We start from the raw sequence: 23425 nt of genomic DNA, 5'->3' as shown, positions 1-23425 counted from the left end.
ACACGCTTTTTTTGAATTCAGGGTTTGATAATAGCCTGACCACGCAACACGTCTAACAATTGCGCAATCAAATTTGTTACCAATTGTTGGCCATCAAGGTGGATTTCCGGCTGCTGCGGCGCCTCGTAAACCGCGTCGATACCGGTGAAATTGCGCAGCTCGCCGGCGCGCGCTTTCTTATACAATCCCTTCGGATCGCGCGCCTCGCAGATCGCCAACGGCGTATCGACAAACACCTCGATAAAGCGATCGTCGCCGAGCATCTCGCGCACCATTTGCCGCTCGGCGCGGTGCGGCGAAATGAACGCGGTCAGCACCACCAGCCCGGCGTCCACCATCAGCTTGGCCACTTCCCCCACCCGGCGAATGTTCTCGCGCCGATCCTCGTCGGAGAAGCCGAGATCGCGGCACAGGCCATGGCGCACGTTATCGCCGTCCAGCAGGTAGGTGCTGACGCCGAGCCCATGCAGCGCCTGCTCCAGCGTGCCGGCGACGGTGGATTTGCCCGAGCCGGACAGCCCGGTAAACCACAGCACCGCGCCGCGATGGCCGTTGCGCGCTTCGCGATCCGCGCGCGTCACCGCGTGCGGATGCCAAACCACATTTTCGTCGTCCGGCCCGGTCGCCCTCAGTTCAACGGCCACCTTATCGGCCACCGAGCAGATCGCGCGCGCCCCAGTGCGGGAAGTGCTTGCGCACCAGCGCATTCAGCTCCAGCTCGAAGGCGCTGAATTCGCCGCGCGCCGCCGATGCGGCCTGCAGCGTCTCACGCACCAGACCGGCACCAACCGTCACGTTGCTCATGCGATCGATAAAGATCAGCCCGCCGGTGTCGTGATTGTTCTGGTAGCTGTCCAGCACCAGCGGTTCGTCGAAGGTCAGTTCCACCAATCCGATGCCGTTGAGCGGCAACGTGTCGGCCGGATGCTGCGTCAGCGTATTGATCTCCACCTGATGACGGATGCTCTCCACGCGTGCGCGGGTCTTTTTACCGGCGATCTTGATGTCGTAGCTCTGGCCCGGCACCAACGGCTGCTCGGCCATCCATACTACGTCCACCAGCGCGCTCTGCGCCGCCTGCAGACTTTCGCCGGCGTCGACCAGCAGATCGCCCCGGCTGATGTCCACTTCATCCTTCAGCACCAGCGTAATCGCCTCGCCCGGCACCGCTTCTTGCAGATCGCCGTCGAAGGTCACGATGCGCGCCACGCTGGACTCCACACCGGAAGGCAGCACTTTGACCCGTTGCCCCACCCGCACCACGCCGGCAGACAGCGTGCCGGCATAGCCGCGAAAATCGAGGTTCGGGCGGTTGACGTACTGCACCGGGAAACGCAGCGGCTGGTTTTCTCGCTCGCTGATCACGTCAACGCTCTCCAGCACTTCCAGCAGCGTCGGGCCGCTGTACCACGGCATATGGGCGCTTTCGCTCGCCACGTTGTCGCCGTCCAGCGCCGACAGCGGCACAAATTTGATGTCCAGGTCGCCTGGCAGCTGCTGGGCGAAGGTCAGGTAATCCTGTTTGAACTGCTCGAACACCGCTTCCTGATAGTCCACCAGATCCATCTTGTTCACCGCGACCACCAGATGGCGAATGCCCAGCAGGGTCGCGATAAAGCTGTGGCGGCGAGTCTGATCCAGCACCCCTTTGCGAGCGTCGATCAGCAGGATCGCTAGATCGCAGGTCGAGGCGCCGGTGGCCATGTTGCGGGTGTACTGCTCATGCCCCGGGGTATCGGCGATGATAAACTTGCGTTTTTCGGTCGAGAAGTAGCGATAGGCCACGTCGATGGTGATGCCTTGTTCGCGCTCGGCCTGCAGGCCGTCCACCAGCAGCGCCAGATCGAGCTTCTCGCCCTGGGTGCCGATGCGTTTGCTGTCGCTGTGCAGCGTCGACAGCTGATCCTCGTAGATCTGGCGGGTATCGTGCAGCAGGCGGCCGATCAGGGTGCTTTTGCCGTCGTCGACGCTGCCGCAGGTCAGAAAGCGCAGCAGGCTCTTGTGCTGCTGCGCGTGCAGATAGGACTCGACGCCGCCCTGGTCAGCGATTTGTTGTGCAATTGCGTTGTTCATCCGGCGGCTCCTTAGAAATACCCTTGACGCTTTTTCAGCTCCATCGAGCCGGACTGATCGCGATCGATCATCCGCCCCTGGCGTTCACTGGTGGTGGAGACCAGCATTTCTTCGATGATCTCCGGCAGGGTTTGCGCCTGCGAGTCCACCGCGCCGGTCAGCGGCCAGCACCCCAGGGTGCGGAAACGCACCATGCGCTGGCTGATCACTTCGCCCGGCTGCAGATCGATGCGATCGTCGTCCACCATCATCAGCATGCCGTCGCGCTCCACCACCGGGCGTGGTTTCGCCAGGTACAGCGGCACGATGTCGATCTTTTCCAGGAAGATGTACTGCCAGATATCCAGCTCGGTCCAGTTCGACAGCGGGAAGACGCGGATGCTCTCCCCTTTGTTGATCTGGCCGTTGTAGTTGTGCCACAGCTCCGGCCGCTGGTTTTTCGGATCCCAGCGGTGGAAGCGATCGCGGAACGAATAGATGCGCTCTTTGGCGCGCGATTTCTCCTCGTCGCGCCGCGCACCGCCGAAGGCGGCGTCGAAACCGTACTTGTTCAGCGCCTGCTTCAGGCCCTCGGTCTTCATGATGTCGGTATGCTTGGCGCTGCCGTGCACGAACGGGTTAATGCCCATCGCCACCCCTTCCGGGTTTTTATGCACCAGCAGCTCGAAGCCGTACTCCTTCGCGGTGCGATCGCGGAATTCGTACATTTCGCGGAATTTCCAGCCGGTATCGACGTGCAGCAGCGGGAACGGCAGCGTGCCGGGGAAGAACGCCTTGCGCGCCAGATGCAGCATCACGGAAGAGTCTTTGCCGATGGAATACAGCATCACCGGGTTGGCGAATTCAGCGGCGACTTCACGGATGATATGGATACTCTCCGCCTCCAATTGCCGCAAATGAGTGAGTCGTTTTTCGTCCATAACAGGTCCTTAAAAGCCTTGCCTATGCCAAATTCACGACGGCCGGGCGCGCTGCCCCTTCCGTCTGCGATTGATGCCCGAACCAGGCGATTTGATGGTGCAGTTCCACCACTTCGCCGATCACCAACAGCGCCGGCAGCGGCGCCTGTTGGGCCAGGTGTTCCAGTTGTTCCAGCGTGCCGATCTGCACCTGCTGATCGGCGCGCGTGCCGCGGCTGATCACCGCCACCGGCGTCGCGGCAGCGCGACCGTGGGCGATCAGCCGCTGGCTAATGTCCGCCGCCTTCATCGTGCCCATGTAGATAGCCAACGTCTGCCGCGCCCGAGCCAGATCGGCCCAGTCCAGGCCATCGCCGTCGGGGCGGCAGTGGCCGGTGATAAAGGTCACGCTCTGCGCGTGGTCGCGGTGCGTCAGCGGAATGCCGGCGTAGGCGGTCGCCCCCGCGGCGGCCGTGACCCCCGGCACCACCTGGAAAGGAATGCCGGCGGCGGCGGCCACCTGCAGCTCTTCGCCGCCGCGGCCAAAGATGAACGGATCGCCACCCTTGAGGCGCACCACGCGTTTGCCCTGCTGCGCCAGTTCCACCAGCAGCCGATTGGTCTCCTCCTGGATCACCGAGTGCGCGCCGGCGCGCTTGCCCACGCAGATGCGTTCGGCGTCACGGCGCACCAGATCGAGGATTTCGCCGCTGACCAGATGGTCATACAGCACCACGTCCGCCTGCTGCATCACCTGCAGCCCACGCAGGGTCAACAGCCCCACGTCGCCCGGCCCGGCGCCCACCAGAGCGATCTCGCCCTGCGCGCCTTCATCGCCTGCGGCGAAGCGGTGTAAATCCTGCTCCAGCTGGCGTTCCGCCTGCGCCGTCTGGCCGTTGGCCACCAGCGTGGCGAAACGACCGCCAAAGGTTTTCTCCCAGAAACGGCGACGCTCGCCAATCGAGGCCAGCCGCTGTTTGACCTGGCCGCGCCAGCGGCCCGCCACCTGCGCCATCTGCCCCAAACTGGCGGGTAGCAACGCCTCCAGCTTTTCGCGCAGCAACCGCGCCAGCACCGGCGCCTGGCCGCTGGACGATACGGCCACCACCAGCGGCGAGCGATCGATGATCGACGGGAAGATGAACGAACAACGCGGCTGATCGTCCACCACGTTGGCCAACACCCGGCGTTTATCCGCCTCGGCGAACACCGCGGCGTTCAGCGCGTTGTCGTCCGTGGCGGCGATCGCCAGAAACACGTCGTCCAGCTGCTGCGGATCAAAGCTTTTCCCCAGCCAGAGCACCTGCCCTTGCTGACGTTGTTGTTCCAGTTCCGGTGAGAGCGACTGCGCAACTATCCGTATTTCAGCCCCGGCGCGCTGAAGCAGATCGACTTTGCGCGCCGCCACGTCACCGCCGCCAACGACCAGTACCGGACGTTGTTTCAGGTCGGCGAATATTGGTAGATAGTCCACAACAGCCTTTTCATATAACAGAAAGATAGTGTGACTATACGGGCTGAGATTTAGCCTCTGAAATGACGAAAAGGAATGATTAGTTCCTTTATGGAATATAGGCCGCAACGCCGAAGGCAAACGGTGATACTCACGACAGCAGTTTGCGCGTTGACGCGAAAATTAAGAGACAGGGAAATTGTGTAATGCCGCCCGGCGTCTCATACTGGGTGCCGAAGAAAAATGATCGGCAGCGCCGATAGCAAAGAAGGATTTTTCGGTATGTTTTCCCGTTTTTACCTGAAGACCAGCCTGCTGGCCCTCGCACTCGGCGGCGTCTTCAGCGTGTGTGCCGCACAGCCCGTAAAAGACGCGCCAATGGGCCGTTTCGCCGCCGAACAGACCCGCCACATCGCCACTTACTTCCCCGGCCGCATGGCGGGCAGCCCGGCCGAATTGCTCACCGCCGACTACCTGAAGCAGCAATTCAGCAAGATGGGTTACCAAAGCGATATTCGCAGCGTCAATACGCGCTATCTCTACACCAGCAAAGACGGCAAGAAGAACTGGAACAACGTCACCGCCAGCTCGGTGATCGCCGCCCGCAACGGCGACAGCCCGAAACAAATCGTGGTCGTCGCCCACTTCGACACCTATACGCCGCAGAGCGACGAGGATCTGGATAACAACCTCGGTGGCTTGACGCTGCAGGGCGTCGACGACAACGCCTCCGGCATCGGCGTAATGCTGGAACTGGCGGAACGCCTGAAGAACATCCCCACCGCCTACGGCCTGCGCTTCGTCGCCACCAGCGCCGAAGAGCTCGGTTCGCTGGGGGCGCAGAACTACCTGCAGCGAATGAGTGCGGAAGAGAAAAGCAACACCGTGCTGGTGATCAATCTCGACAGCCTGATCACTGGCGATCGGCTGTACTTCAACGCCGGGCGCAACACGCCGCCGCAGATGGCGAAGCGCTCCCGCGATCGCGCGCTGGATATCGCCCATCGCTACGGCATCGCCGCCGCCACCAATCCAGGCAGCGCACAGCATCCGCAGGGCACCGGCTGCTGCTCCGATCAAGATGTGTTCGATGCCGCAGGCATCCCGGTATTGTCGGTAGAGGCCACCAACTGGTCGTTGGGGGAGAAGGACGGCTATCAGCAGCGCGCCGTCAGCCCGCACTTCCCGCAGGGCATCACCTGGCACCGCCCGCAATACGACAACCTGCAGTATCTGGATCGCTATCTGCCGGGGCGGATCGACAAACGCAGCCGCGACAGCGTGCAGATCCTGCTGCCGCTGATCAAAGAGTTGGCGCAGGCGCACCCGCCGAAAGCACAAAAGAAAAAGTAGCCTACAAAAAAACAGGGCCCAGCATTGCTGAGCCCTGTCGGGTGATTCGCCTCTTTTAGCCTTCGTGCAGACCGCACTCGCGCTTCAGGCCGAAGAAACGCGTCTCTTCCTCACTCATGCCCGGCTCCCATTTCTGGGTGGTGTGGGTATCGCCTACCGACAGGTAGCCCTGTTCCCACAGCGGGTGATAACTCAGCCCGTGTTCGGTCAGATACTGGTAAATCTTGCGGTTGTCCCAGTCGATGATCGGCAGGATCTTGAACACCCCACGCTGCACCGCCAGCACCGGCAGATTGGCGCGGCTACCGGACTGCTCGCGCCGCAGACCGGCGAACCAGCTCTGCGCCCCCAGCGTCTCCAGCGCGCGGTTCATCGGCTCAACCTTGTTGATCTGGTTGTACTTTTCAATCCCTTCCACGCCCTGTTCCCACAGCTTGCCATAGCGCGCCTCTTGCCAGGCGGGAGACTGTTCGGCGCGGAACACCTGCAGATTCAGCTTCAGCTGGTCGGTCAGTTGATCGATAAAGCGATAGGTTTCCGGGAACAGGTAACCGGTGTCGGTCAGGATCACCGGGATATCCGGCCGGATGCGCGTCACCAGGTGCAGACATACCGCCGCCTGAATGCCGAAACTGGACGAGAGTACGAACTCGCCGGGCAGATGCTCCAGCGCCCATGCAACGCGCTGTTCGGCGCTGAGGGTCTCCAGTTGGCCGTTGACTACCGCCAATGCCAGCGCCTGCCCAGATTTGGGCAACGCGTTCAGCGCCGCCAGATCGAATTCAGCCATGTTGTCTCTCCTGATGCTTGAAATTACCTGCGCGGCCCCTCTGCCCAGAGGCCGCCCGGCCTCACTCCCAGAAATCTCGCGCCGGATCCAGCACCGGTTTGACGATGCCCGCACGCACGGTGAAGTCGCCGAAGCCTTCGCCGCCGTTGCGCTCCTCCGCCCAGCGCCCCACCAACAGGTCGATCTCGTTCAGGATCTCGTCTTCGTTGATGTTCTCGCGGTACATGCGCGGAATGCGCGTGCCTTCACGGTTGCCGCCCAAATGCAGGTTATAACGGCCGACCGCCTTGCCCACCAGCCCCAGCTCCGCCAGCAGCGCGCGGCCGCAGCCGTTCGGGCAGCCGGTAATGCGCAGCACGATATGCTCGTCGCCCACCCCGTGCCGATGCATGATCCCCTCCACCTTGGTGACGAACTGCGGCAGGAAGCGCTCGGCCTCCGCCATCGCCAGCGGGCAGGTCGGGAACGACACGCAGGCCATCGAATTCTTGCGTTGCTCGCTGATCTCGTCGTCGATCAGGCCATGATCGCGCGCTAGGGCTTCGATCTTCGCCTTCTCGCTTTCCGGCACGCCGGCGATGATCACGTTTTGGTTCGCCGTCAGACGGAAGTCACCTTTATGGATCTTGGCGATCTCCGCCATGCCGGTCTTCAGCGGGCGCCCCGGATAGTCCAGCAGGCGGCCGTTCTCGATAAACAGCGTCAGGTGCCATTGATCGTCGATGCCCTTCACCCAACCGATGCGATCGCCGCGGCCGGTGAATTCATACGGCCGGATCGGCGCGAAAGTAATGCCGGCGCGCTTTTCCACTTCGGCGCGGAAAACATCTACCCCGACGCGCTCCAGCGTGTATTTGGTCTTGGCGTTCTTGCGATCGGTGCGGTTGCCCCAGTCGCGCTGCGTGGTCACCACCGCTTCCGCTACCGCCAGCGTATGTTCGAGCGGAATGTAGCCGAACTCGCTGGCCTGGCGCGCGTAGGTTTTCTTGTTGCCGTGTTCGATGGACAGCCCGCCGCCCACCAGCAGGTTGAAGCCTACCAGCTTGCCATTTTCGGCGATCGCCACAAAGTTCATGTCGTTGGCGTGCAGATCGACATCGTTCTGTGGCGGGATCACCACCGTGGTTTTAAATTTGCGCGGCAGGTAGGTCGGCCCCAGAATCGGTTCTTCGTCGGTGGTGGCCACCTTTTCCTGATCCAGCCACACCTCGGCGTAGGCGCGGGTGCGCGGCAGCAGGTGTTCGGAGATCTTCTTCGCCCACTCGTAGGCTTCCTGATGCAGCTCGGACTCCACCGGGTTGGAGGTGCACAGCACGTTGCGGTTCACGTCGTTGGCGGTCGCCAGCGCGTCCAGCCCCAGGCGGTTCAGCAGCTGGTGCACCGGTTTGACGTTGCCTTTCAGGATGCCGTGAAACTGGAACGTCTGGCGGTTGGTGATGCGAATGCTGCCGTACAGCGTGCTCTCCTGCGCGAACTTGTCGATGCCCAGCCACTGCTGCGGGCTGATGATGCCGCCCGGCAGGCGACAGCGCAGCATCATGGCGTGGCGCGGCTCCAGCTTCTGCTCGGCGCGTTCGGCACGAATGTCACGGTCATCCTGCTGGTACATGCCGTGAAAACGGATCAGCAGGAAGTTGTCGCCGTTGAAGCCGCCGGTCAGGCCGTCGTTCAAATCTTCGGCGATGGTGCCACGCAGGAAGTTGCTTTCCTTCTTCATGCGCTCCGCATCGGCCAGTTTGCCTTCGACTACCAAAGGCCCGGGGTGTTTATCACTCATCAGTAAACATCTCGCTGATAACGGCGCTCAAGGCGCAGCTCACTTAAAAATTCATCCGCCTGCTCGGTATCCATGCCACCGTGCTCGGCCACCAGTTCCAGTAATGTGTTTTCCACGTCTTTCGCCATGCGATTGGCATCGCCGCAGACGTAAATGTGCGCGCCTTCCTGAATCCAGCGCCACACTTCTGCGCCCTGTTCGCGCAGTTTGTCTTGTACGTATATTTTATGTTGCTGGTCGCGGGACCAGGCCAGATCGATGCGGGTCAGCAGGCCGTCTTTCACGTAGCGCTGCCATTCGACCTGGTACAGGAAATCTTCGGTAAAGTGCGGGTTGCCGAAGAACAGCCAGTTCTTGCCGCCGGCGCCGTCGGCGTCGCGCTGCTGCATAAAGGCGCGGAACGGCGCGATGCCGGTGCCCGGGCCAATCATGATCACCGGCGCCTCCGGATTGGCCGGCAGGCGGAAGTTGTCGTTGTGCTCGATAAACACCCGCACGTCACCGTCTTCCTCCAGGCGATCCGCCAGGAAGCCGGAGGCGCCGCCGCTGCGGGCGCGCCCGTCGATGTCGTAACGCACCACGCCCACGGTGATGTGCACTTCGCTTTCGTTCTCCGCCTGCGAAGAGGCGATGGAGTACAGGCGCGGCGTCAGCGGACGCAGCAGCCCGACCAGCTGTTCGGCGCTCAGATCCGCCGGCGCCTGGCGCACCATGTCGACGATCGGCGTGTTGTGCGCATACTGCTGTAGCGCAGCCTTATCCGCCAACAGACCGATCAGCGTTTCGTCGCGCGACAGCGCGGCGTATTTATCGACGATCGGCGTGGTGTTCTGCGTCAGTTCGAAATGGCTGCGCAGCGCCTGCGCCAGCGGCAGGGTCTTCCCTTCCACCTCGACCGGCTCGTCGCCTTTCAGCCACAACAGCTGCACCAGTTCGTCCACCAGCGCCGGATCGTTGTCGAACCATACGCCGAGCGCATCGCCCGGCTGATAGCGCAGGCCGGAGTCGCCCAGATCGATCTCGATATGGCGCACGTCTTTATCCGACGCGCGGCCGGTAATTTTCTGCTTGACCGCCAGTTGGGCGGTGAGCGGTTGTTCCTTGCTGTACGGACTGCTGTCGATCAGGTCAACCGCGCCGCTGGCCAACACGCCCGGCGCAGCGCTTTCCGCCGGTGCGCGCGCCTTCAGCACCGACACCACCTGTTTGCGCCAGGCGGCGGCCAGCTCCTGGTACTCCACGTCGGCATCTACGCGCTCCACCAGGCGCTCGGCACCCAGCTCGGCCAGCTTGCCGTCGAAATCTTTACCTGACTGGCAGAAATTCTCATAAGAGGTGTCGCCTAACCCGAACACCGCAAACGCGGTGTCATTGAGCTTCGGCGCCTTCTTCGAGAACAGGAATTTATGCAGCGCCACCGCTTCTTCCGCCGGTTCGCCTTCCCCTTGTGTGGAGGCGACGATCACCAACAGGCGCTCTTGCGCTATCTGTTTGAACTTGTAGTCGCCGGCGCTGACCAACGTGGCGCTCAGATTGGCGGCCAACAGATCGTCGCGCAACTGCTCCGCCAGGCGGCGCGCATTGCCGGTCTGCGAAGCGGAAATGATGGTGATGGCGGCCGCAGCCGCAGGGGCGGCAGGCGCAATGGCCACGGCTCCGGGCTGTTGATTGACCATGCCCCAAAAATAACCGGACAGCCACGCCAGCTGCGTCGGCGAATAGTCGCCGATCGTCGCCTGTAAGCGCGCCAGCTGTTCGGGCGTCAGCGGGAGCAAAGATGTTGGAGGAGCCTGAGTCGTCATTGCTGTACTTATTTCCTATACTTAGCGCCTTTCCTGCCAGGCGCGCGCCAGTGCCAGTCGCTGTCTCTTCGCTGCGTCGGGTGTGCGGAAAAGATCAGGAGAGTTTGTAAGGTTACCGAGCAGAATAGCAACGATTAAATAAGGGATAGCAATAAATCATAACCAAAATGACTAAGCTGTTTTTCTGGTAAGGGATAACGCTTAAACCGTTAAACAAAGTTTTTTATCCAGATGAAAATAAAGCACTTTTTTTCATCATTTTTTCACCGTTCAACATTTCGGCTCATAACCCCAGCCGATAGGTGCCGCAGACACCAAACAAAAAAAGTGTTAACCGGGTGCGTTTGCCGTGGCGGTAGACCATAACGGTATAAATGGCAAGCAGGCGCGCTTTCCGGTACTATGCGGCGGTTTTTGAGTCAATGAGGCCGTAATAATGGCAACCACGCTGTTTAAAGATTTTCAGTTTGAAGCCGCACACCGTTTGCCGCATGTACCGGAGGGCCACAAATGCGGCCGTCTGCATGGGCATTCGTTTATGGTGCGTCTGGAAGTGACCGGTGACGTGGATCCCCACACCGGTTGGGTGATGGATTTCGCCGAGCTCAAGGCTGTGTTTTCCCCGATCTGGGAGCGGCTGGATCACCATTATCTGAACGATATTCCAGGATTGGAAAATCCCACCAGCGAAGTGCTCGCCGCCTGGATTTGGCAGCAGCTCAAGCCCCAGTTACCGGAACTGACTGCGGTGATGGTGAAAGAGACCTGTACGGCGGGATGCGTATATAAAGGTTGATGCCGTGAGGGTATGTGCAGATACCCTCACACTACCTCGCCTTGCAGATCCAGGCGCCGCGCCACCCAGGGCCTTTCCGACAGGCTCAGCACCATTCCCCCGCGATAGACAAACGTTTTGCTCTCGCCATCCTCAATGAACGCCGTCTCGTTTTCCATCGCCCGATAGCCGGCGCCGGTATAGTACTTTTCGCTTACCGCAAACAGTATGGAATACGCGATCCCTTTACTGCGCAAATAGTCATGCGCCTTCACCAGCATGTTTGCGGCCACGCCGCGGCGCCGATGCGTTTGTGCCACGGCCACCAGCCCGATGATGCCGATCACCTCGGTCTCACCGTCAATCAACACCGGCCGCTTATGCACCGCCAATTGGCCGACGATCACCTCGCCTTCCGCGGCGGTCACCAGGCAAACCGGCACCTGCCGCCGATAAAATCCGTCGGTTATCTCGGGGAAAGCGTCGGACAACAGCGAGCGAATCGACCGCAATTCCGCTTCCGTCACCGCCTCGAATGCACGCGATACAATTTTCACCGTAACTCCCGTCCCGTTCGAAGGCCTGCGGCCAATAAAAAACTCAGGCGATATTCAGATATTTGTGGGTCTGCATCGACAGCCGCCAATTGCGCGCAATGCAGGTTTCGATGCACAGGCGGGTCGCCTCTTCTTTCTGGCTGATCGGTTGCAGCGCGATAATCCGCGCCTTGTCATCCTGCAACGTCGCCAGCAGCGCATCCAGCGCCTCGATGTCGCGCTCGCGCGCCACCGGATGCTTCACCTCGTCAGCGCGCCGCAGCGCCTGATCCAGCACCTTCATGCCGCCGCGCATATTCACCTTGGGCGAAACCGTCACCCAGGTGTTGGCGGAGCAGCGAATTTCGTGGGTGCCGCTGGTCTCAATCTGGCAACGGTAGCCGTGCTGTTCGAACAGCTCGGTCAGCGGCGCCAGATCGTAAATGCAGGGTTCGCCGCCGGTGATCACCACATGACGCGCGGTGTAGCCTTGTTGGCGCATCACCGCCAACAGCTGCTCGGCGCTGGCATTGCCCCAGGCGTCGCTCTCTTCTGTTTTGACCAGGATCCGTTGCAGGTCGACTTCCCGATGGGCTTCCTTTTCCCAGGTATGTTTGGTATCGCACCAACTGCACCCTACCGGGCAGCCCTGCAGGCGGATGAAAATGGCCGGCACGCCGGTGAAAAAGCCTTCGCCCTGCAAGGTTTGGAACATCTCGTTGATCGGGTACTGCATCGGTTTCTCAATCTGGAAAAGTAAAAAGCGATTATCGCAGATTCCGGCCCGGCGACCAAACGGCCAAAATTGTATTAAATTTTATCCTCCGCGCCGCCATCAGCATATCTCACCGCCAATGGCGTTCATTTAATTTGTTAACCGGTCTTTGGCCTTTCATCGGCGGTGCAACCTGCTCCACAGAAAACAACACGCAGTTAACAAATAAGATAATTATATTTGACATAAAGCGCTGACGCGCAGATGTATATACAAGCAAACACAAGCCGAGCGCCAGTTTCGGCCACGTTCCATCACGACTACATCTGCGTTTAGAGGGTGCCATGACTCATTCCACCAGCGAGTTAAACATTCAACAGGCCATCGACGACAGCAAGTTTTCGCTGTTTCACTGGACCCTGATCATTCTCGGATTCCTGATCCTCGCCATCGACGGTTTCGATACCGCCGCCATGGGCTATATCGCCCCCTCGGTCGCCAAAGACTGGGGCATCGTCAAACAGGATCTGGGGCCGGTGCTGAGCGCCGCGCTGCTGGGGCTGTCGCTCGGCGCGCTGATCGCCGGGCCGATCTCCGACCGCATCGGCCGCAAGCGCGTGCTGGTGTTTTCCTGCCTGTTCTTCGGCCTGTCGAGTTTGGCCACCGCCTACGCCGGTTCGCTCAACAGCCTGACGCTGTGGCGCTTCCTCACCGGCCTCGGGCTGGGGGCGGCGATGCCCAACGCCATTACCTTGATCTCCGAATACGCGCCGCAGCGCTGCCGTTCGCTGGCGATCAACACCATGTACTGCGGCTTTCCGCTGGGCGCGGCCGGCGGCGGCGCCATTTCATCGTGGCTGATCCCGAGCTACGGCTGGCACAGTGTGCTGCTGCTCGGCGCCATTGCGCCGCTGGTATTGACGGTTCTGCTGATCCTGCTGCTGCCGGAGTCGGTTAAATATATGGTTAACCGCGGCCAGGATGCGGCGAAGATCAAGCGCATCGCGCAGCGCTTCGTTAGCCGGAGCCTCGACGGCGTGACGCGTTTTTATCTGTACGAAGAGAAGCTGGCGCAGACCAAGACCAGCGTCGGCCTGCTGTTCAGCCGCCCTTACCTGCTCGGCACGCTGATGCTGTGGCTGACCTACTTTATGGGGCTGGTGATCTACTACGTGTTGCTGAGCTGGATGCCAATCCTGATGCAGGGATTGGGCTATCAGTTGGAGCAATCGGCGATGCTCACCTCGCTGTTCACCTTCGGCGGCACGCTGGGCATCCTGGTGGCCGGCTGGTTGATGGACCGCTGGAATGCGCACAAAGTGGTCTCGAGCGGCTTTGTCGTCACCGCCCTGCTGATCGTGGCGATGGCCACCGAGGATAAACAGATCGTGCTGCTAGGCGCCTTCATCTTCCTGATGGGCGTCACCATGAACGGCGCGCAGTCCGGGCTGCAAACGCTGGCGGCGACATTCTACCCGACCCACAGCCGCGCCACCGGCATCGCCTGGATGCAGGGCATCGGCCGCTTCGGCGGCGTCGCCGGCACCATGATGGGCGCCCAACTGCTGGCCATGCAGTGGGAAGTGCAGAGCATCCTGATGTTCCTGTGCGTGCCGGCGCTGATCGCCGCCATCGCCACGGTGTGCAAGATGAGCCGCAAACCGACGCTGCAGCCGGCCGCCTGACCCTTGCAAGCCCGCCCACGGCGGGCTTTCTTCCTTCGGTGATAGGGCTTTTTTATCCTGCGCCGTCAACTGTAATCAGACTGTAAAAATATTGTGACTAGCCGCCCAAAAATGAGTCAATTTTAATTCATTTTTGCCGAACAGCTCACTTTTCTCCGGCTTTCCGTACGTGAGACCGGCGATAAAAAATCTCATATCAAACTGATATAAAAAGAAAATAACTTTTTCTTATGCCACTTTTCAGCGGCAACTGGTCAGTGTTGCATATGCTTGTACATACAAGTATATGTTAATAAGCCCTACGCATTGTTATGCCGTGGTACTCATCCCCACCGCGGCATGGAATCTGCACCGATACTGTTTGAGGAAACTGCTGTGACTACAAATAACAAAGTTCGCAATGTCGATGTACGCGCGCCACGCGGCACACAATTAAACGCAAAAAGCTGGCTGACCGAAGCGCCGTTACGCATGCTGATGAACAACCTCGATCCTGAAGTTGCGGAGAACCCACACGAGCTGGTGGTGTACGGCGGCATCGGCCGCGCCGCGCGCGACTGGGATTGCTACGACAAGATCGTCGAAACCCTGAAAACGCTGGAAGAAGACGAAACCCTGCTGGTGCAGTCCGGCAAACCGGTCGGCGTCTTCAAAACCCACAGCAACGCGCCGCGCGTGCTGATCGCCAACTCCAACCTGGTGCCGCACTGGGCAACCTGGGAACACTTCAACGAGCTGGACGCCAAAGGCCTGGCGATGTACGGCCAGATGACCGCCGGCAGCTGGATCTACATCGGCAGCCAGGGCATCGTTCAGGGCACCTATGAAACCTTCGTTGAAGCGGGCCGCCAGCACTACGACGGCAGCCTGCAGGGGCGCTGGGTGCTGACCGCCGGTCTGGGCGGCATGGGCGGCGCGCAGCCGCTGGCCGCGACGCTGGCGGGCGCCTGCTCGCTGAACATCGAATGTCAGCAGAGCCGCATCGATTTCCGTCTGAAAACCCGCTACGTCGATGAGCAGGCCAAAGATCTGGACGACGCGCTGGCCCGCATCAAGAAATACACCTCAGAAGGCAAAGCCATCTCTATCGCTCTGTGCGGCAACGCGGCGGAAATCCTGCCTGAGCTGGTGCGCCGCGGCGTGCGCCCGGACATGGTCACCGACCAGACCAGCGCCCACGATCCGCTGAACGGCTACCTGCCGAAGGGCTGGAGCTGGGAAGAGTATCGCCAGCGCGCGCAAACCGAGCCGGCCAAAGTGGTCGCCGCCGCCAAGCAGTCGATGGCCGATCACGTCAAAGCCATGCTGGCGTTCCAGCAGATGGGCGTGCCAACCTTCGACTACGGCAACAATATTCGCCAGATGGCGAAAGAAACCGGCGTCGACAACGCCTTCGACTTCCCGGGCTTCGTGCCGGCCTACATCCGTCCGCTGTTCTGCCGCGGTATCGGGCCGTTCCGCTGGGCGGCGCTGTCCGGCGATCCGCAGGACATCTACAAAACCGACGCCATGGTGAAAGAGCTGATCCCGGATGACGAACACCTGCACCGCTGGCTGGACATGGCGCGCGAGCGCATCAGCTTCCAGGGCCTGCCGGCGCGCATCTGCTGGGTTGGCCTCGGCCAGCGCGCCAAGCTGGGCCTGGCGTTCAACGAGATGGTGCGCCGCGGCGAACTGTCCGCCCCGATCGTCATCGGCCGCGACCACCTGGATTCCGGCTCCGTTTCCAGCCCGAACCGTGAAACCGAAGCGATGAAAGACGGTTCCGATGCGGTTTCCGACTGGCCGCTGCTGAACGCCCTGCTGAACACCGCCAGCGGCGCCACCTGGGTTTCCCTGCACCACGGCGGCGGCGTCGGCATGGGCTTCTCCCAACACTCCGGCATGGTGATCGTCTGCGACGGCACCGACGAGGCCGCCGAGCGCATCGCCCGCGTCTTGCACAATGACCCGGCTACCGGGGTCATGCGTCACGCCGACGCCGGTTACGATATCGCTATCGACTGCGCCTGCGAGCAAGGCCTGAACCTGCCGATGGTTGCCGCGACCCAAGGAGAAAAAGCATGAAAGCGCTGACTATTCGCCCAGGCAAACTGACGCTGGCCCAGCTACGCGACGTGTATCAACACCCGGTGACGCTGACGCTGGACGACAACGCCTACGGCCCTATCCAGCAGAGCGTGGCCTGCGTGGAACGCATCGTTGAAGAAAACCGCACCACTTACGGCATCAACACCGGGTTTGGCCTACTGGCTTCGACCCGCATCGCCCGCGACGATCTGGAAAACCTGCAGCGTTCGATCGTGCTGTCACACGCCGCCGGCGTGGGCGAGCCGACCGACGACAACCTGGTGCGCCTGATCATGGTGCTGAAGATCAACAGCCTGTCGCGCGGCTTCTCCGGCATTCGTCTGGAAGTCATTCAGGCGCTGATCGCGCTGGTCAACGCCGAAGTTTATCCGCATATTCCGCTGAAAGGCTCAGTCGGCGCCTCCGGCGACCTGGCGCCGCTGGCGCACATGAGCCTGGTGTTGCTGGGCGAAGGCCAGGCGCGCCATCAGGGCCAATGGCTGCCGGCGACCGAAGCGCTGGCCAAAGCCGGCCTGAAACCGCTGACGCTGGCGGCGAAAGAGGGCCTGGCGCTGCTGAACGGCACCCAAGTCTCCGCCGCCTTCGCGCTGCGCGGCCTGTTCGATGCCGAAGATCTGTTCGCCGCTGCGACCGTGGCGGGCAGTCTGACGGTGGAAGCGGCGCTGGGCTCTCGCAGCCCGTTCGATGCGCGTATCCACGAGGTGCGCGGCCAGCGCGGCCAGATCGACGCCGCCCTCGCCTATCGCCACCTGCTCGGCGCGCGCAGCGAAGTCTCCGACTCGCACCGCAACTGTGAAAAAGTGCAGGATCCTTACTCCCTGCGCTGCCAGCCACAGGTGATGGGCGCCTGCCTGACGCAGATCCGCCAGGCAGCCGAGGTGCTGGAAATCGAAGCCAACGCCGTCTCCGATAACCCGCTGGTGTTCGCCGAACAGGGCGACGTGCTGTCCGGCGGCAACTTCCACGCCGAACCGGTAGCGATGGCCGCCGATAACCTGGCGCTGGCGTTTGCCGAAATCGGTTCGCTGTCCGAACGCCGCATCTCGCTGATGATGGACAAACACATGTCGCAACTGCCGCCGTTCCTGGTGGAAAACGGCGGCGTGAACTCCGGCTTCATGATCGCCCAGGTCACCGCCGCGGCGCTGGCCAGCGAAAACAAAGCGCTGGCGCATCCGTCGAGCGTCGACAGCATCCCGACCTCCGCCAACCAGGAAGACCACGTCTCCATGGCGCCGGCCGCCGGTCGCCGCCTGTGGAGCATGGCGGACAACGTGCGCGGCATTCTGGCGGTCGAATGGCTGGCCGCCTGCCAGGGCCTGGATTTCCGCAACGGCCTGAAGACCTCGGAAGGTCTGGAGCAGGCGCGCCGTCTGCTGCGCGAGCATGTCAGTTTCTACGACAAGGATCGTTTCTTCGCCCCCGACATTGAAGCCGCCAGCCAACTTTTGGCGGCCGGTCACCTGACATCGCTGCTGCCTGCGGCGCTGCTGCCTAGCCAGGCATAATCATCACACACTGAATCACGCAGTTTGTTCTGCCCCGCCGGGTGCATTCCACCCGGCGCGGGCAGCGCGTGCCTGTTCGGCAAACACTTAACGGGAAACAACATGCGTAACGAAACGACACAACTCAGACGCGGACTAAACGCGCGGCATATCCGTTTCATGGCTCTCGGCTCGGCGATCGGCACCGGCCTGTTCTATGGCTCCGCCGGCGCCATCCAGCTGGCCGGCCCGGCCGTGCTGCTGGCCTACCTGGTGGGCGGCGCGGCGGTGTTCATGGTGATGCGCGCGCTGGGTGAAATGGCGGTACACCAGCCGGTTTCCGGCTCGTTCGGCCACTACGCCAGCCACTACCTCGGCCCGCTGGCCGGGTTCCTCACCGGCTGGACCTACACCTTTGAAATGGTGATCGTCGCCCTGGCGGACGTCACCGCCTTCGGCATCTATATGGGGCTGTGGTTCCCGGACGTCGCTCAGTGGGTTTGGGTGCTCAGCATCATCCTGTTTATTGGCGCGCTCAACCTGTGCAGCGTCAAGGTCTTCGGCGAGCTGGAGTTCTGGCTGTCGCTGGTCAAGGTCGCCGCCATCGTGGCGATGATCGTCGGCGGTGCGGCGGTGATGCTGTTCGGTTTCGGGCAAACCCAACACGCCACCGGTATCAGCAACCTGTGGCAACACGGCGGCTTTATGCCTAACGGCTTCGGCGGCGTGGTCGCGTCATTAGCGGTGGTGATGTTCGCCTTCGGCGGCATCGAGATCATCGGCATTACCGCCAGCGAGGCGAAAGACCCCGCCAAAGTGCTGCCGAAGGCGATCAACGCCGTACCGGTGCGCATCCTGCTGTTTTACGTGCTGACGCTGACGGTGCTGATGGCGATCTATCCGTGGAACAGTATCGGCCAGAACGGCAGCCCGTTCGTCGAGATTTTCAGCAACCTTGGCATCAGTTCCGCCGCCAACGTGCTGAACGTGGTGGTGATCACCGCGGCCATTTCGGCCATCAACAGCGACATCTTCGGCGCCGGCCGCATGATGTACGGCATGGCGCAGGACGGCCAGGCGCCGCGCAGCTTCACCAAACTGACCGCCAGCGGCGTGCCGTGGATGACGGTGCTGGTGATGTCAGTCGCCCTGCTGCTGGCGGTGGTGCTCAACTACCTGATCCCGGAGAAGGTCTTCATGATCATCGCCTCGATCGCCACCTTCGCCACCGTCTGGGTGTGGCTGATGATCCTGCTGTCGCAGATCGTCATGCGCCGCACGCTGTCGCCGGAAGAAACTCGTCAGTTGAGCTTCCCGGTGCCGTGGTGGCCGGTGGCGCCGGCATTGGCGACCGCCTTTATGGCGTTCGTCATCGGCCTGCTCGGCTACTTCGAAGAGAGCCGCATCGCGCTGTACGTCGGGCTGGTGTGGATCGCTTTACTCACCGTGGCTTACTGGCTGTGGGTGCGCAAAAAAGGCGGCGGCTCGCCGGTGACCGCGGCGACGCAACAGATGTAACGCCCGCTGTTGATAAAACCCGCTGCAGCGGGTTTTTTTATTGCGCTTGCGCCAGCGCCTGCAGGATATCGGCCTGCAGATCGTCAAACGCCTCCAGCCCGGCGGACAGCCGCACCAGCCCCTCGCTGATGTGGTGCCGTTTCCGCTCTTCCGGCGTGTAGGCCGAGTGCGTCATGCTGGCCGGGTGTTGCGCCAGGCTTTCGCAATCGCCCAGGCTGACCGCGCGCAAAATGAGCTGCAGCGCATTGAGGAAGCGAATGCCTGCACGCATGCCGCCCCGCAGTTCAAACGCCAGCATGCCGCCGGGGCGCGCCATTTGCCGCTGCGCCAACGCATGCTGCGGGAAGTTCGCCAGGCCGGGGTAATACACCCGCTCGACCGCCGGATGCTCCGCCAACATCTCTGCCAGGCGCTGCGCGTTATCGCAATGACGATCCATGCGCAGCGGCAAGGTTTTCATCCCACGCAGCACCAGCGCGGCATCCTGCGCCGACAGTACCGCCCCGTTCATGTCCTTTAGCCCCTCCAGACGGATCGCCTCGGCCAACGCCTGGCGCGTCACCGCTATCCCGGCCAAGAGATCGCCGTGCCCGCCGAGGTACTTGGTCGCCGAGTGCACCACGATATCGGCACCTAACGCCAAGGGCCGCTGTAGATAGGGCGTGCAGTAGGTGTTGTCCACCAGCAGCAGCGCCTGATGCCGATGGGCAATCTCCGCTACGGCGGCGATATCGACCAAGCGCATATTGGGATTGGCCGGGGTTTCGCAATACACCAGTCGGGTATGCGGACCCATGGCCGACGCTAGCCGCTCCGGCCGGGTCAGGTCAACGTGGGTTATCTTGACGCCGAAGCGTGCCAAGCCATGATGAAAGTAGCTGAAGGTACAGCCATAGACGGTTTCATCGACAATCAGCTCATCGCCCGGTCTGAGCAGCGTCCAGCAACACGCGGTGATCGCCCCCATACCGGAAGCGAACGCCACCGCCGCCTCCCCCTCCTCCAGGTTGGCGATGCGTTGCTCGAGCAGGGTTAACGTCGGATTGGCGATGCGCGAATAAAAGTACCCCGGCTCGGTGCCGGCAAAGCAGGCACCGCCGTATTCCGCGGTGGGAAAAGCAAACGTAGAGCTCATAAACACCGGCGGAGACAGTGCCCCCTGATACCGCTGCGGATCGTAGCCGTAATGAATAGCCCGGGTGGCAAAGTCGTGGCCAACTGCTGTAGCGGACATAACACAACTCCTTACCTGAGTGGGTGAAGCTTAATTCGTTGATTCATCCGAAAGGGCCGGCGGCAATGCGCTGTCTCGCGTGCGCTGGCCGATGATTTGTAAAGTACGCAGCAGCAGCGTCAACCCCAGCAGGGTATCCGGCTGCTTCAGCAAGGCGTACAGCGCGCGAAAACTGGCCGGCGGAGGATTCAATTGCAGCTCGCTGTGCGCCATCTGCAACGCAGTCCCCCCTCCCAACCGACCGTAACCAGCCCTTCAAACACGCCGGCCAGTTTCTCCACCAGCGCGTTGTCGGCGATATCCACCACGTCCGACAACAGCGACAACAGATCGACCACGTTATCCAACCGCCCGCCCGCCAGCAGCGGCTGCAATTTCTCGAGCAACGCCGCCAATGATTGCAGGTCCGCCGCATGCACCGTGCTTTCCGTCATATCAGCCCCCTTACCGTGGCCCAGTAAAGGCCGCGGTTAAACCCATTACGCAGCATGCCGCCTACCTTGGTGGCGGGCGTCGGCAGTACGTCATGCCGGTAGTCGTAGACCAGCGGCATGCCGGCATTCAGCCCCATTTGCGCGACCGCCTGCACCTTGCCATCGTAATGGCTCACGGGCTGGCCCAGCCGCATTTCCGCCACGATGTTGTCGGCAATGACCGGCGCCTGATTATGGCAAGAGCCGCCGGCCTTGCTGACCGGCAAATCCACGGTATCGCCGATCACATATACGCCCTGCTGGCCGTAGACCTGCAGCGTTTGATGATCGGTTGGCAGCCAGCCTTCGCCGTTTTGACTCTCGCTCAACCCGGTATTGCGCACCGCCTCGACTGCGCGAATCGGCGGCGTTGCCATCAGAATGTCGAACGGCTGTTCTTCCCCTTCGGCGGAATAGGCGATGTTACGCTGGGCGTCTACCCGGCTGAGGGTAAACCCACGCTGGTGGCGAATGTCGCGCGCGGCAAAAATGGCGGGCAGCGCTTCGCCGGTCGGCCGCTGCAAAAACAGGCAGTTGCGCAGCAGTTGGGAAATGGTCGGGTAGGTGTACACAATCTCTACCGCCTTGCGCACGCCGCGCCGCCGCAGGTAGTCGTCCAGCATCAAGGTGGTTTCGATCGGCGCAATGCCGCACTGATGGGGCACGTTGGGCGTTTCGGGGAAGGACACGGTGATGAAAATTCGGCCTTTTTCGATCGTCGCCAGCTTATGCGCCAGCCGCCTGGCGGCCTGATACTGATAAAAATGATCGCCCGCCTGCGCCAATCCTTCGATGCGTTCTGGCCAAGGGACACAGCCGGTAGCAAAGACCAGAAAGTCATAGGAATAAATTTTACCGCTTTGCGTAGCTATACTTCGCTGTTTTAAATCGAAAGATTGCGCTTTATCAACAATAAACTGTATTTCAGGCCGCAATAAACTCCGCTGTGAACGCGTGAGCTCTTGCTTGAAAAAAGCATTGAACGCCACATACATAAACGCCGGCTTGTAATAATGCAGCGGCGAATCCGATATCATTAATAACTCGACTTTATTATTAATAATCTCTTGGTGTAATTTTGCGGCCAATAAATTGGCCAGGATGGTGCCGCCGGTTCCACCGCCGATAATGATGATTCGCTGTCGCATCAAGCCCCCGCTCAACCGGCCAGCAAGCCGGCAGTATTAAGGTATGGTGATGATGAAGTTCTACGGCAGAACGGCGAGAAATAAACTGCCTTATTGGCAGTCTAGTAACGAATAGTTATAAAGCAAATAAAATGGGAATATAAAAACGGGAAAGAGAGATATCGGAATAAATTTACCCCGTTAAAAACTACCGTTTTTAATAAATAACTACTGGTTAATATATCGGTTATAGCCACAAAAAAACCCGCCGCAGCGGGTTTTTATTTAACAACCGAATCGGTCGAACTTACTGGCCTTTAACTTCTTTCAGGCCGTTGAATGGCGCACGGTCACCCAGCGCTTCTTCGATACGGATCAGTTGGTTGTATTTAGCAACGCGGTCAGAACGGCTCATGGAGCCGGTTTTGATCTGGCCAGCCGCAGTCCCTACCGCTAGGTCGGCGATGGTCGCGTCTTCGGTTTCACCGGAACGGTGAGAGATCACCGCGGTGTAACCAGCGTCTTTCGCCATCTTGATTGCAGCCAGCGTTTCGGTCAGAGAACCGATCTGGTTGAACTTGATCAGGATGGAGTTAGCGATGCCTTTCTCGATGCCTTCTTTCAGGATCTTGGTGTTGGTCACGAACAGATCGTCGCCCACCAGCTGGATTTTGTCGCCCAGCACTTTGGTCTGGTAAGCGAAGCCCGCCCAGTCGGATTCATCCAGGCCGTCTTCGATAGACACGATTGGGTACTGTTTGGTCAGCTCTTCCAGGAAGTGAGTGAACTCTTCGGAAGTGAAGGCTTTGTTGCCTTCGCCGGCCAGCACGTATTTACCGTCTTTGTAGAATTCGGAAGCCGCACAGTCCATCGCCAGCGTCACGTCTTTGCCCAGCTCATAGCCCGCCGCTTTTACCGCTTCAGCGATAACCGCCAGCGCTTCGGCGTTGGAACCCAGGTTTGGCGCATAGCCGCCTTCGTCGCCCACGGCGGTGTTCATGCCTTTGGCTTTCAGAACTTTCGCCAGGTGGTGGAACACTTCAGAACCGATGCGCACCGCTTCTTTCAGGGTCTTCGCGCCAACCGGCTGAATCATGAATTCCTGAATGTCGACGTTGTTGTCAGCGTGCTCGCCGCCGTTGATGATGTTCATCATCGGCAGTGGCATGGAGAATTTGCCTGGGGTGCCGTTCAGCTCAGCGATGTGCTCATACAGCGGCATGCCTTTAGAGGCTGCGGCCGCTTTCGCTGCTGCCAGGGAAACCGCCAGAATGGCGTTGGCGCCGAAGTTGGATTTGTTTTCGGTGCCGTCCAGATCGATCATGATCTTGTCGATGTTCGCCTGGTCTTTGGCATCTTTACCCAGTACTGCCTGAGCAATCGGACCGTTTACTGCAGCAACGGCTTTCAGTACGCCTTTACCCAGGAAACGAGACTTGTCACCGTCACGCAGTTCCAGCGCTTCGCGGGAACCGGTAGAAGCACCTGACGGCGCAGCAGCCAAGCCGACGAAACCGCCTTCCAGATGAACTTCGGCTTCAACAGTCGGGTTACCGCGGGAGTCGATGATTTCACGACCGATGACTTTAACGATTTTGGACATTAGGTTTTCCTCAGTACAAGTTAAACTAAAACTC

18 protein-coding genes and 1 pseudogene are annotated in these 23425 nt (G+C 60.7%); 6 read left to right on the top strand and 13 right to left on the bottom strand.

What is annotated here, in order from left to right:
• Positions 1-17: 17 nt before the first annotated feature.
• The 4 genes from cysC to cysG are packed head-to-tail and all read right to left on the bottom strand — an operon-like array spanning position 18 to position 4446.
• A complete protein-coding gene (gene cysC / locus ACSJLU_RS03975; protein ID WP_080287102.1) occupies positions 18-707 on the bottom strand; it encodes an adenylyl-sulfate kinase in 690 nt (229 codons plus the stop codon).
• On the bottom strand, positions 646-2073 hold the full coding sequence (gene cysN / locus ACSJLU_RS03970) for a sulfate adenylyltransferase subunit CysN (protein WP_043135846.1): 1428 nt from the start codon (positions 2071-2073) through the stop codon (positions 646-648). Before cysN ends, cysC begins: the two co-directional genes overlap by 62 nt.
• Positions 2074-2084: 11 nt before the next feature.
• Positions 2085-2993 (bottom strand): sulfate adenylyltransferase subunit CysD, encoded by a 909-nt coding sequence (cysD, locus tag ACSJLU_RS03965; RefSeq protein ID WP_004932620.1) that lies wholly within the window; start codon positions 2991-2993, stop codon positions 2085-2087.
• A gap of 22 nt (positions 2994-3015) precedes the next feature.
• Positions 3016-4446, bottom strand: a complete 1431-nt coding sequence (gene cysG / locus ACSJLU_RS03960) for a siroheme synthase CysG (protein WP_043135853.1) — start codon at positions 4444-4446, stop codon at positions 3016-3018.
• A gap of 261 nt (positions 4447-4707) precedes the next feature.
• Here cysG and ACSJLU_RS03955 point away from each other — a divergent pair, with 261 nt between their 5' ends.
• Positions 4708-5778 (top strand): aminopeptidase, encoded by a 1071-nt coding sequence (locus ACSJLU_RS03955; protein ID WP_148123852.1) that lies wholly within the window; start codon positions 4708-4710, stop codon positions 5776-5778.
• Between the two features lie 55 nt (positions 5779-5833).
• On the opposite strand, the gene ACSJLU_RS03950 is transcribed toward ACSJLU_RS03955, so the two are convergent.
• The 3 genes from ACSJLU_RS03950 to cysJ all read right to left on the bottom strand — a co-directional run bounded on the left by ACSJLU_RS03950 (position 5834) and on the right by cysJ (position 10147).
• Positions 5834-6568, bottom strand: coding sequence for a phosphoadenylyl-sulfate reductase (locus ACSJLU_RS03950; protein WP_016929052.1), 735 nt, complete (start codon positions 6566-6568; stop codon positions 5834-5836).
• A gap of 61 nt (positions 6569-6629) precedes the next feature.
• Positions 6630-8345 carry an assimilatory sulfite reductase (NADPH) hemoprotein subunit gene (gene cysI, locus ACSJLU_RS03945; protein ID WP_025301610.1) on the bottom strand — a complete coding sequence of 572 codons (1716 nt, stop codon included), beginning with the start codon at positions 8343-8345 and terminating at the stop codon, positions 6630-6632.
• Entirely contained in the window at positions 8345-10147 is a 1803-nt protein-coding gene (gene cysJ, locus ACSJLU_RS03940; RefSeq protein WP_025301609.1) for an NADPH-dependent assimilatory sulfite reductase flavoprotein subunit, read from the bottom strand. Before cysJ ends, cysI begins: the two co-directional genes overlap by 1 nt.
• 436 nt (positions 10148-10583) lie before the next feature.
• Between cysJ and queD the strand changes: the two genes are divergently transcribed.
• Positions 10584-10943 (top strand): 6-carboxytetrahydropterin synthase QueD, encoded by a 360-nt coding sequence (gene queD / locus ACSJLU_RS03935; protein WP_025301608.1) that lies wholly within the window; start codon positions 10584-10586, stop codon positions 10941-10943.
• Between the two features lie 26 nt (positions 10944-10969).
• On the opposite strand, the gene ACSJLU_RS03930 is transcribed toward queD, so the two are convergent.
• The gene (locus tag ACSJLU_RS03930; RefSeq protein ID WP_025301607.1) at positions 10970-11479 is read right to left on the bottom strand and encodes a GNAT family N-acetyltransferase; all 510 of its coding nucleotides are present in this window, start codon (positions 11477-11479) and stop codon (positions 10970-10972) included.
• Between the two features lie 43 nt (positions 11480-11522).
• Complete coding sequence (gene queE / locus ACSJLU_RS03925; protein ID WP_004932641.1) at positions 11523-12194, bottom strand: 7-carboxy-7-deazaguanine synthase QueE; 672 nt, start codon at positions 12192-12194, stop codon at positions 11523-11525.
• A 323-nt stretch (positions 12195-12517) separates the two neighbouring features.
• Here queE and ACSJLU_RS03920 point away from each other — a divergent pair, with 323 nt between their 5' ends.
• The 4 genes from ACSJLU_RS03920 to ACSJLU_RS03905 all read left to right on the top strand — a co-directional run bounded on the left by ACSJLU_RS03920 (position 12518) and on the right by ACSJLU_RS03905 (position 18954).
• A complete protein-coding gene (locus ACSJLU_RS03920; protein ID WP_025301605.1) occupies positions 12518-13858 on the top strand; it encodes an MFS transporter in 1341 nt (446 codons plus the stop codon).
• Between the two features lie 375 nt (positions 13859-14233).
• The gene (hutU, locus tag ACSJLU_RS03915) at positions 14234-15925 is read left to right on the top strand and encodes a urocanate hydratase (protein ID WP_342096420.1); all 1692 of its coding nucleotides are present in this window, start codon (positions 14234-14236) and stop codon (positions 15923-15925) included.
• Positions 15922-17457, top strand: a complete 1536-nt coding sequence (hutH, locus tag ACSJLU_RS03910; protein ID WP_025301604.1) for a histidine ammonia-lyase — start codon at positions 15922-15924, stop codon at positions 17455-17457. The genes hutU and hutH overlap by 4 nt, the downstream gene beginning before the upstream one ends.
• Positions 17458-17559: 102 nt before the next feature.
• Positions 17560-18954 carry an amino acid permease gene (locus ACSJLU_RS03905; RefSeq protein ID WP_025301603.1) on the top strand — a complete coding sequence of 465 codons (1395 nt, stop codon included), beginning with the start codon at positions 17560-17562 and terminating at the stop codon, positions 18952-18954.
• Positions 18955-18991: 37 nt separating this feature from the next.
• Here the strand turns inward: ACSJLU_RS03905 and ACSJLU_RS03900 are convergent, their stop codons facing one another.
• The 4 genes and pseudogenes from ACSJLU_RS03900 to eno all read right to left on the bottom strand — a co-directional run bounded on the left by ACSJLU_RS03900 (position 18992) and on the right by eno (position 23391).
• Positions 18992-20188 carry a methionine gamma-lyase gene (locus ACSJLU_RS03900; protein WP_043135867.1) on the bottom strand — a complete coding sequence of 399 codons (1197 nt, stop codon included), beginning with the start codon at positions 20186-20188 and terminating at the stop codon, positions 18992-18994.
• 30 nt (positions 20189-20218) lie between these two features.
• Positions 20219-20622: pseudogene (locus ACSJLU_RS03895) on the bottom strand (hypothetical protein).
• Positions 20619-21809, bottom strand: coding sequence for an NAD(P)/FAD-dependent oxidoreductase (locus ACSJLU_RS03890; protein ID WP_025301600.1), 1191 nt, complete (start codon positions 21807-21809; stop codon positions 20619-20621). Before ACSJLU_RS03890 ends, ACSJLU_RS03895 begins: the two are co-directional and overlap by 4 nt.
• Positions 21810-22095: 286 nt before the next feature.
• Complete coding sequence (eno, locus tag ACSJLU_RS03885; protein WP_025301599.1) at positions 22096-23391, bottom strand: phosphopyruvate hydratase; 1296 nt, start codon at positions 23389-23391, stop codon at positions 22096-22098.
• Positions 23392-23425: the final 34 nt, after the last annotated feature.

It is taken from the genome of Serratia bockelmannii (assembly GCF_051803255.1).
GTDB classification, from domain to species: domain Bacteria; phylum Pseudomonadota; class Gammaproteobacteria; order Enterobacterales; family Enterobacteriaceae; genus Serratia; species Serratia bockelmannii.
Note: the sequence above shows the minus strand (reverse complement) of the source record. Positions and strands in the feature narration are given on the sequence as shown.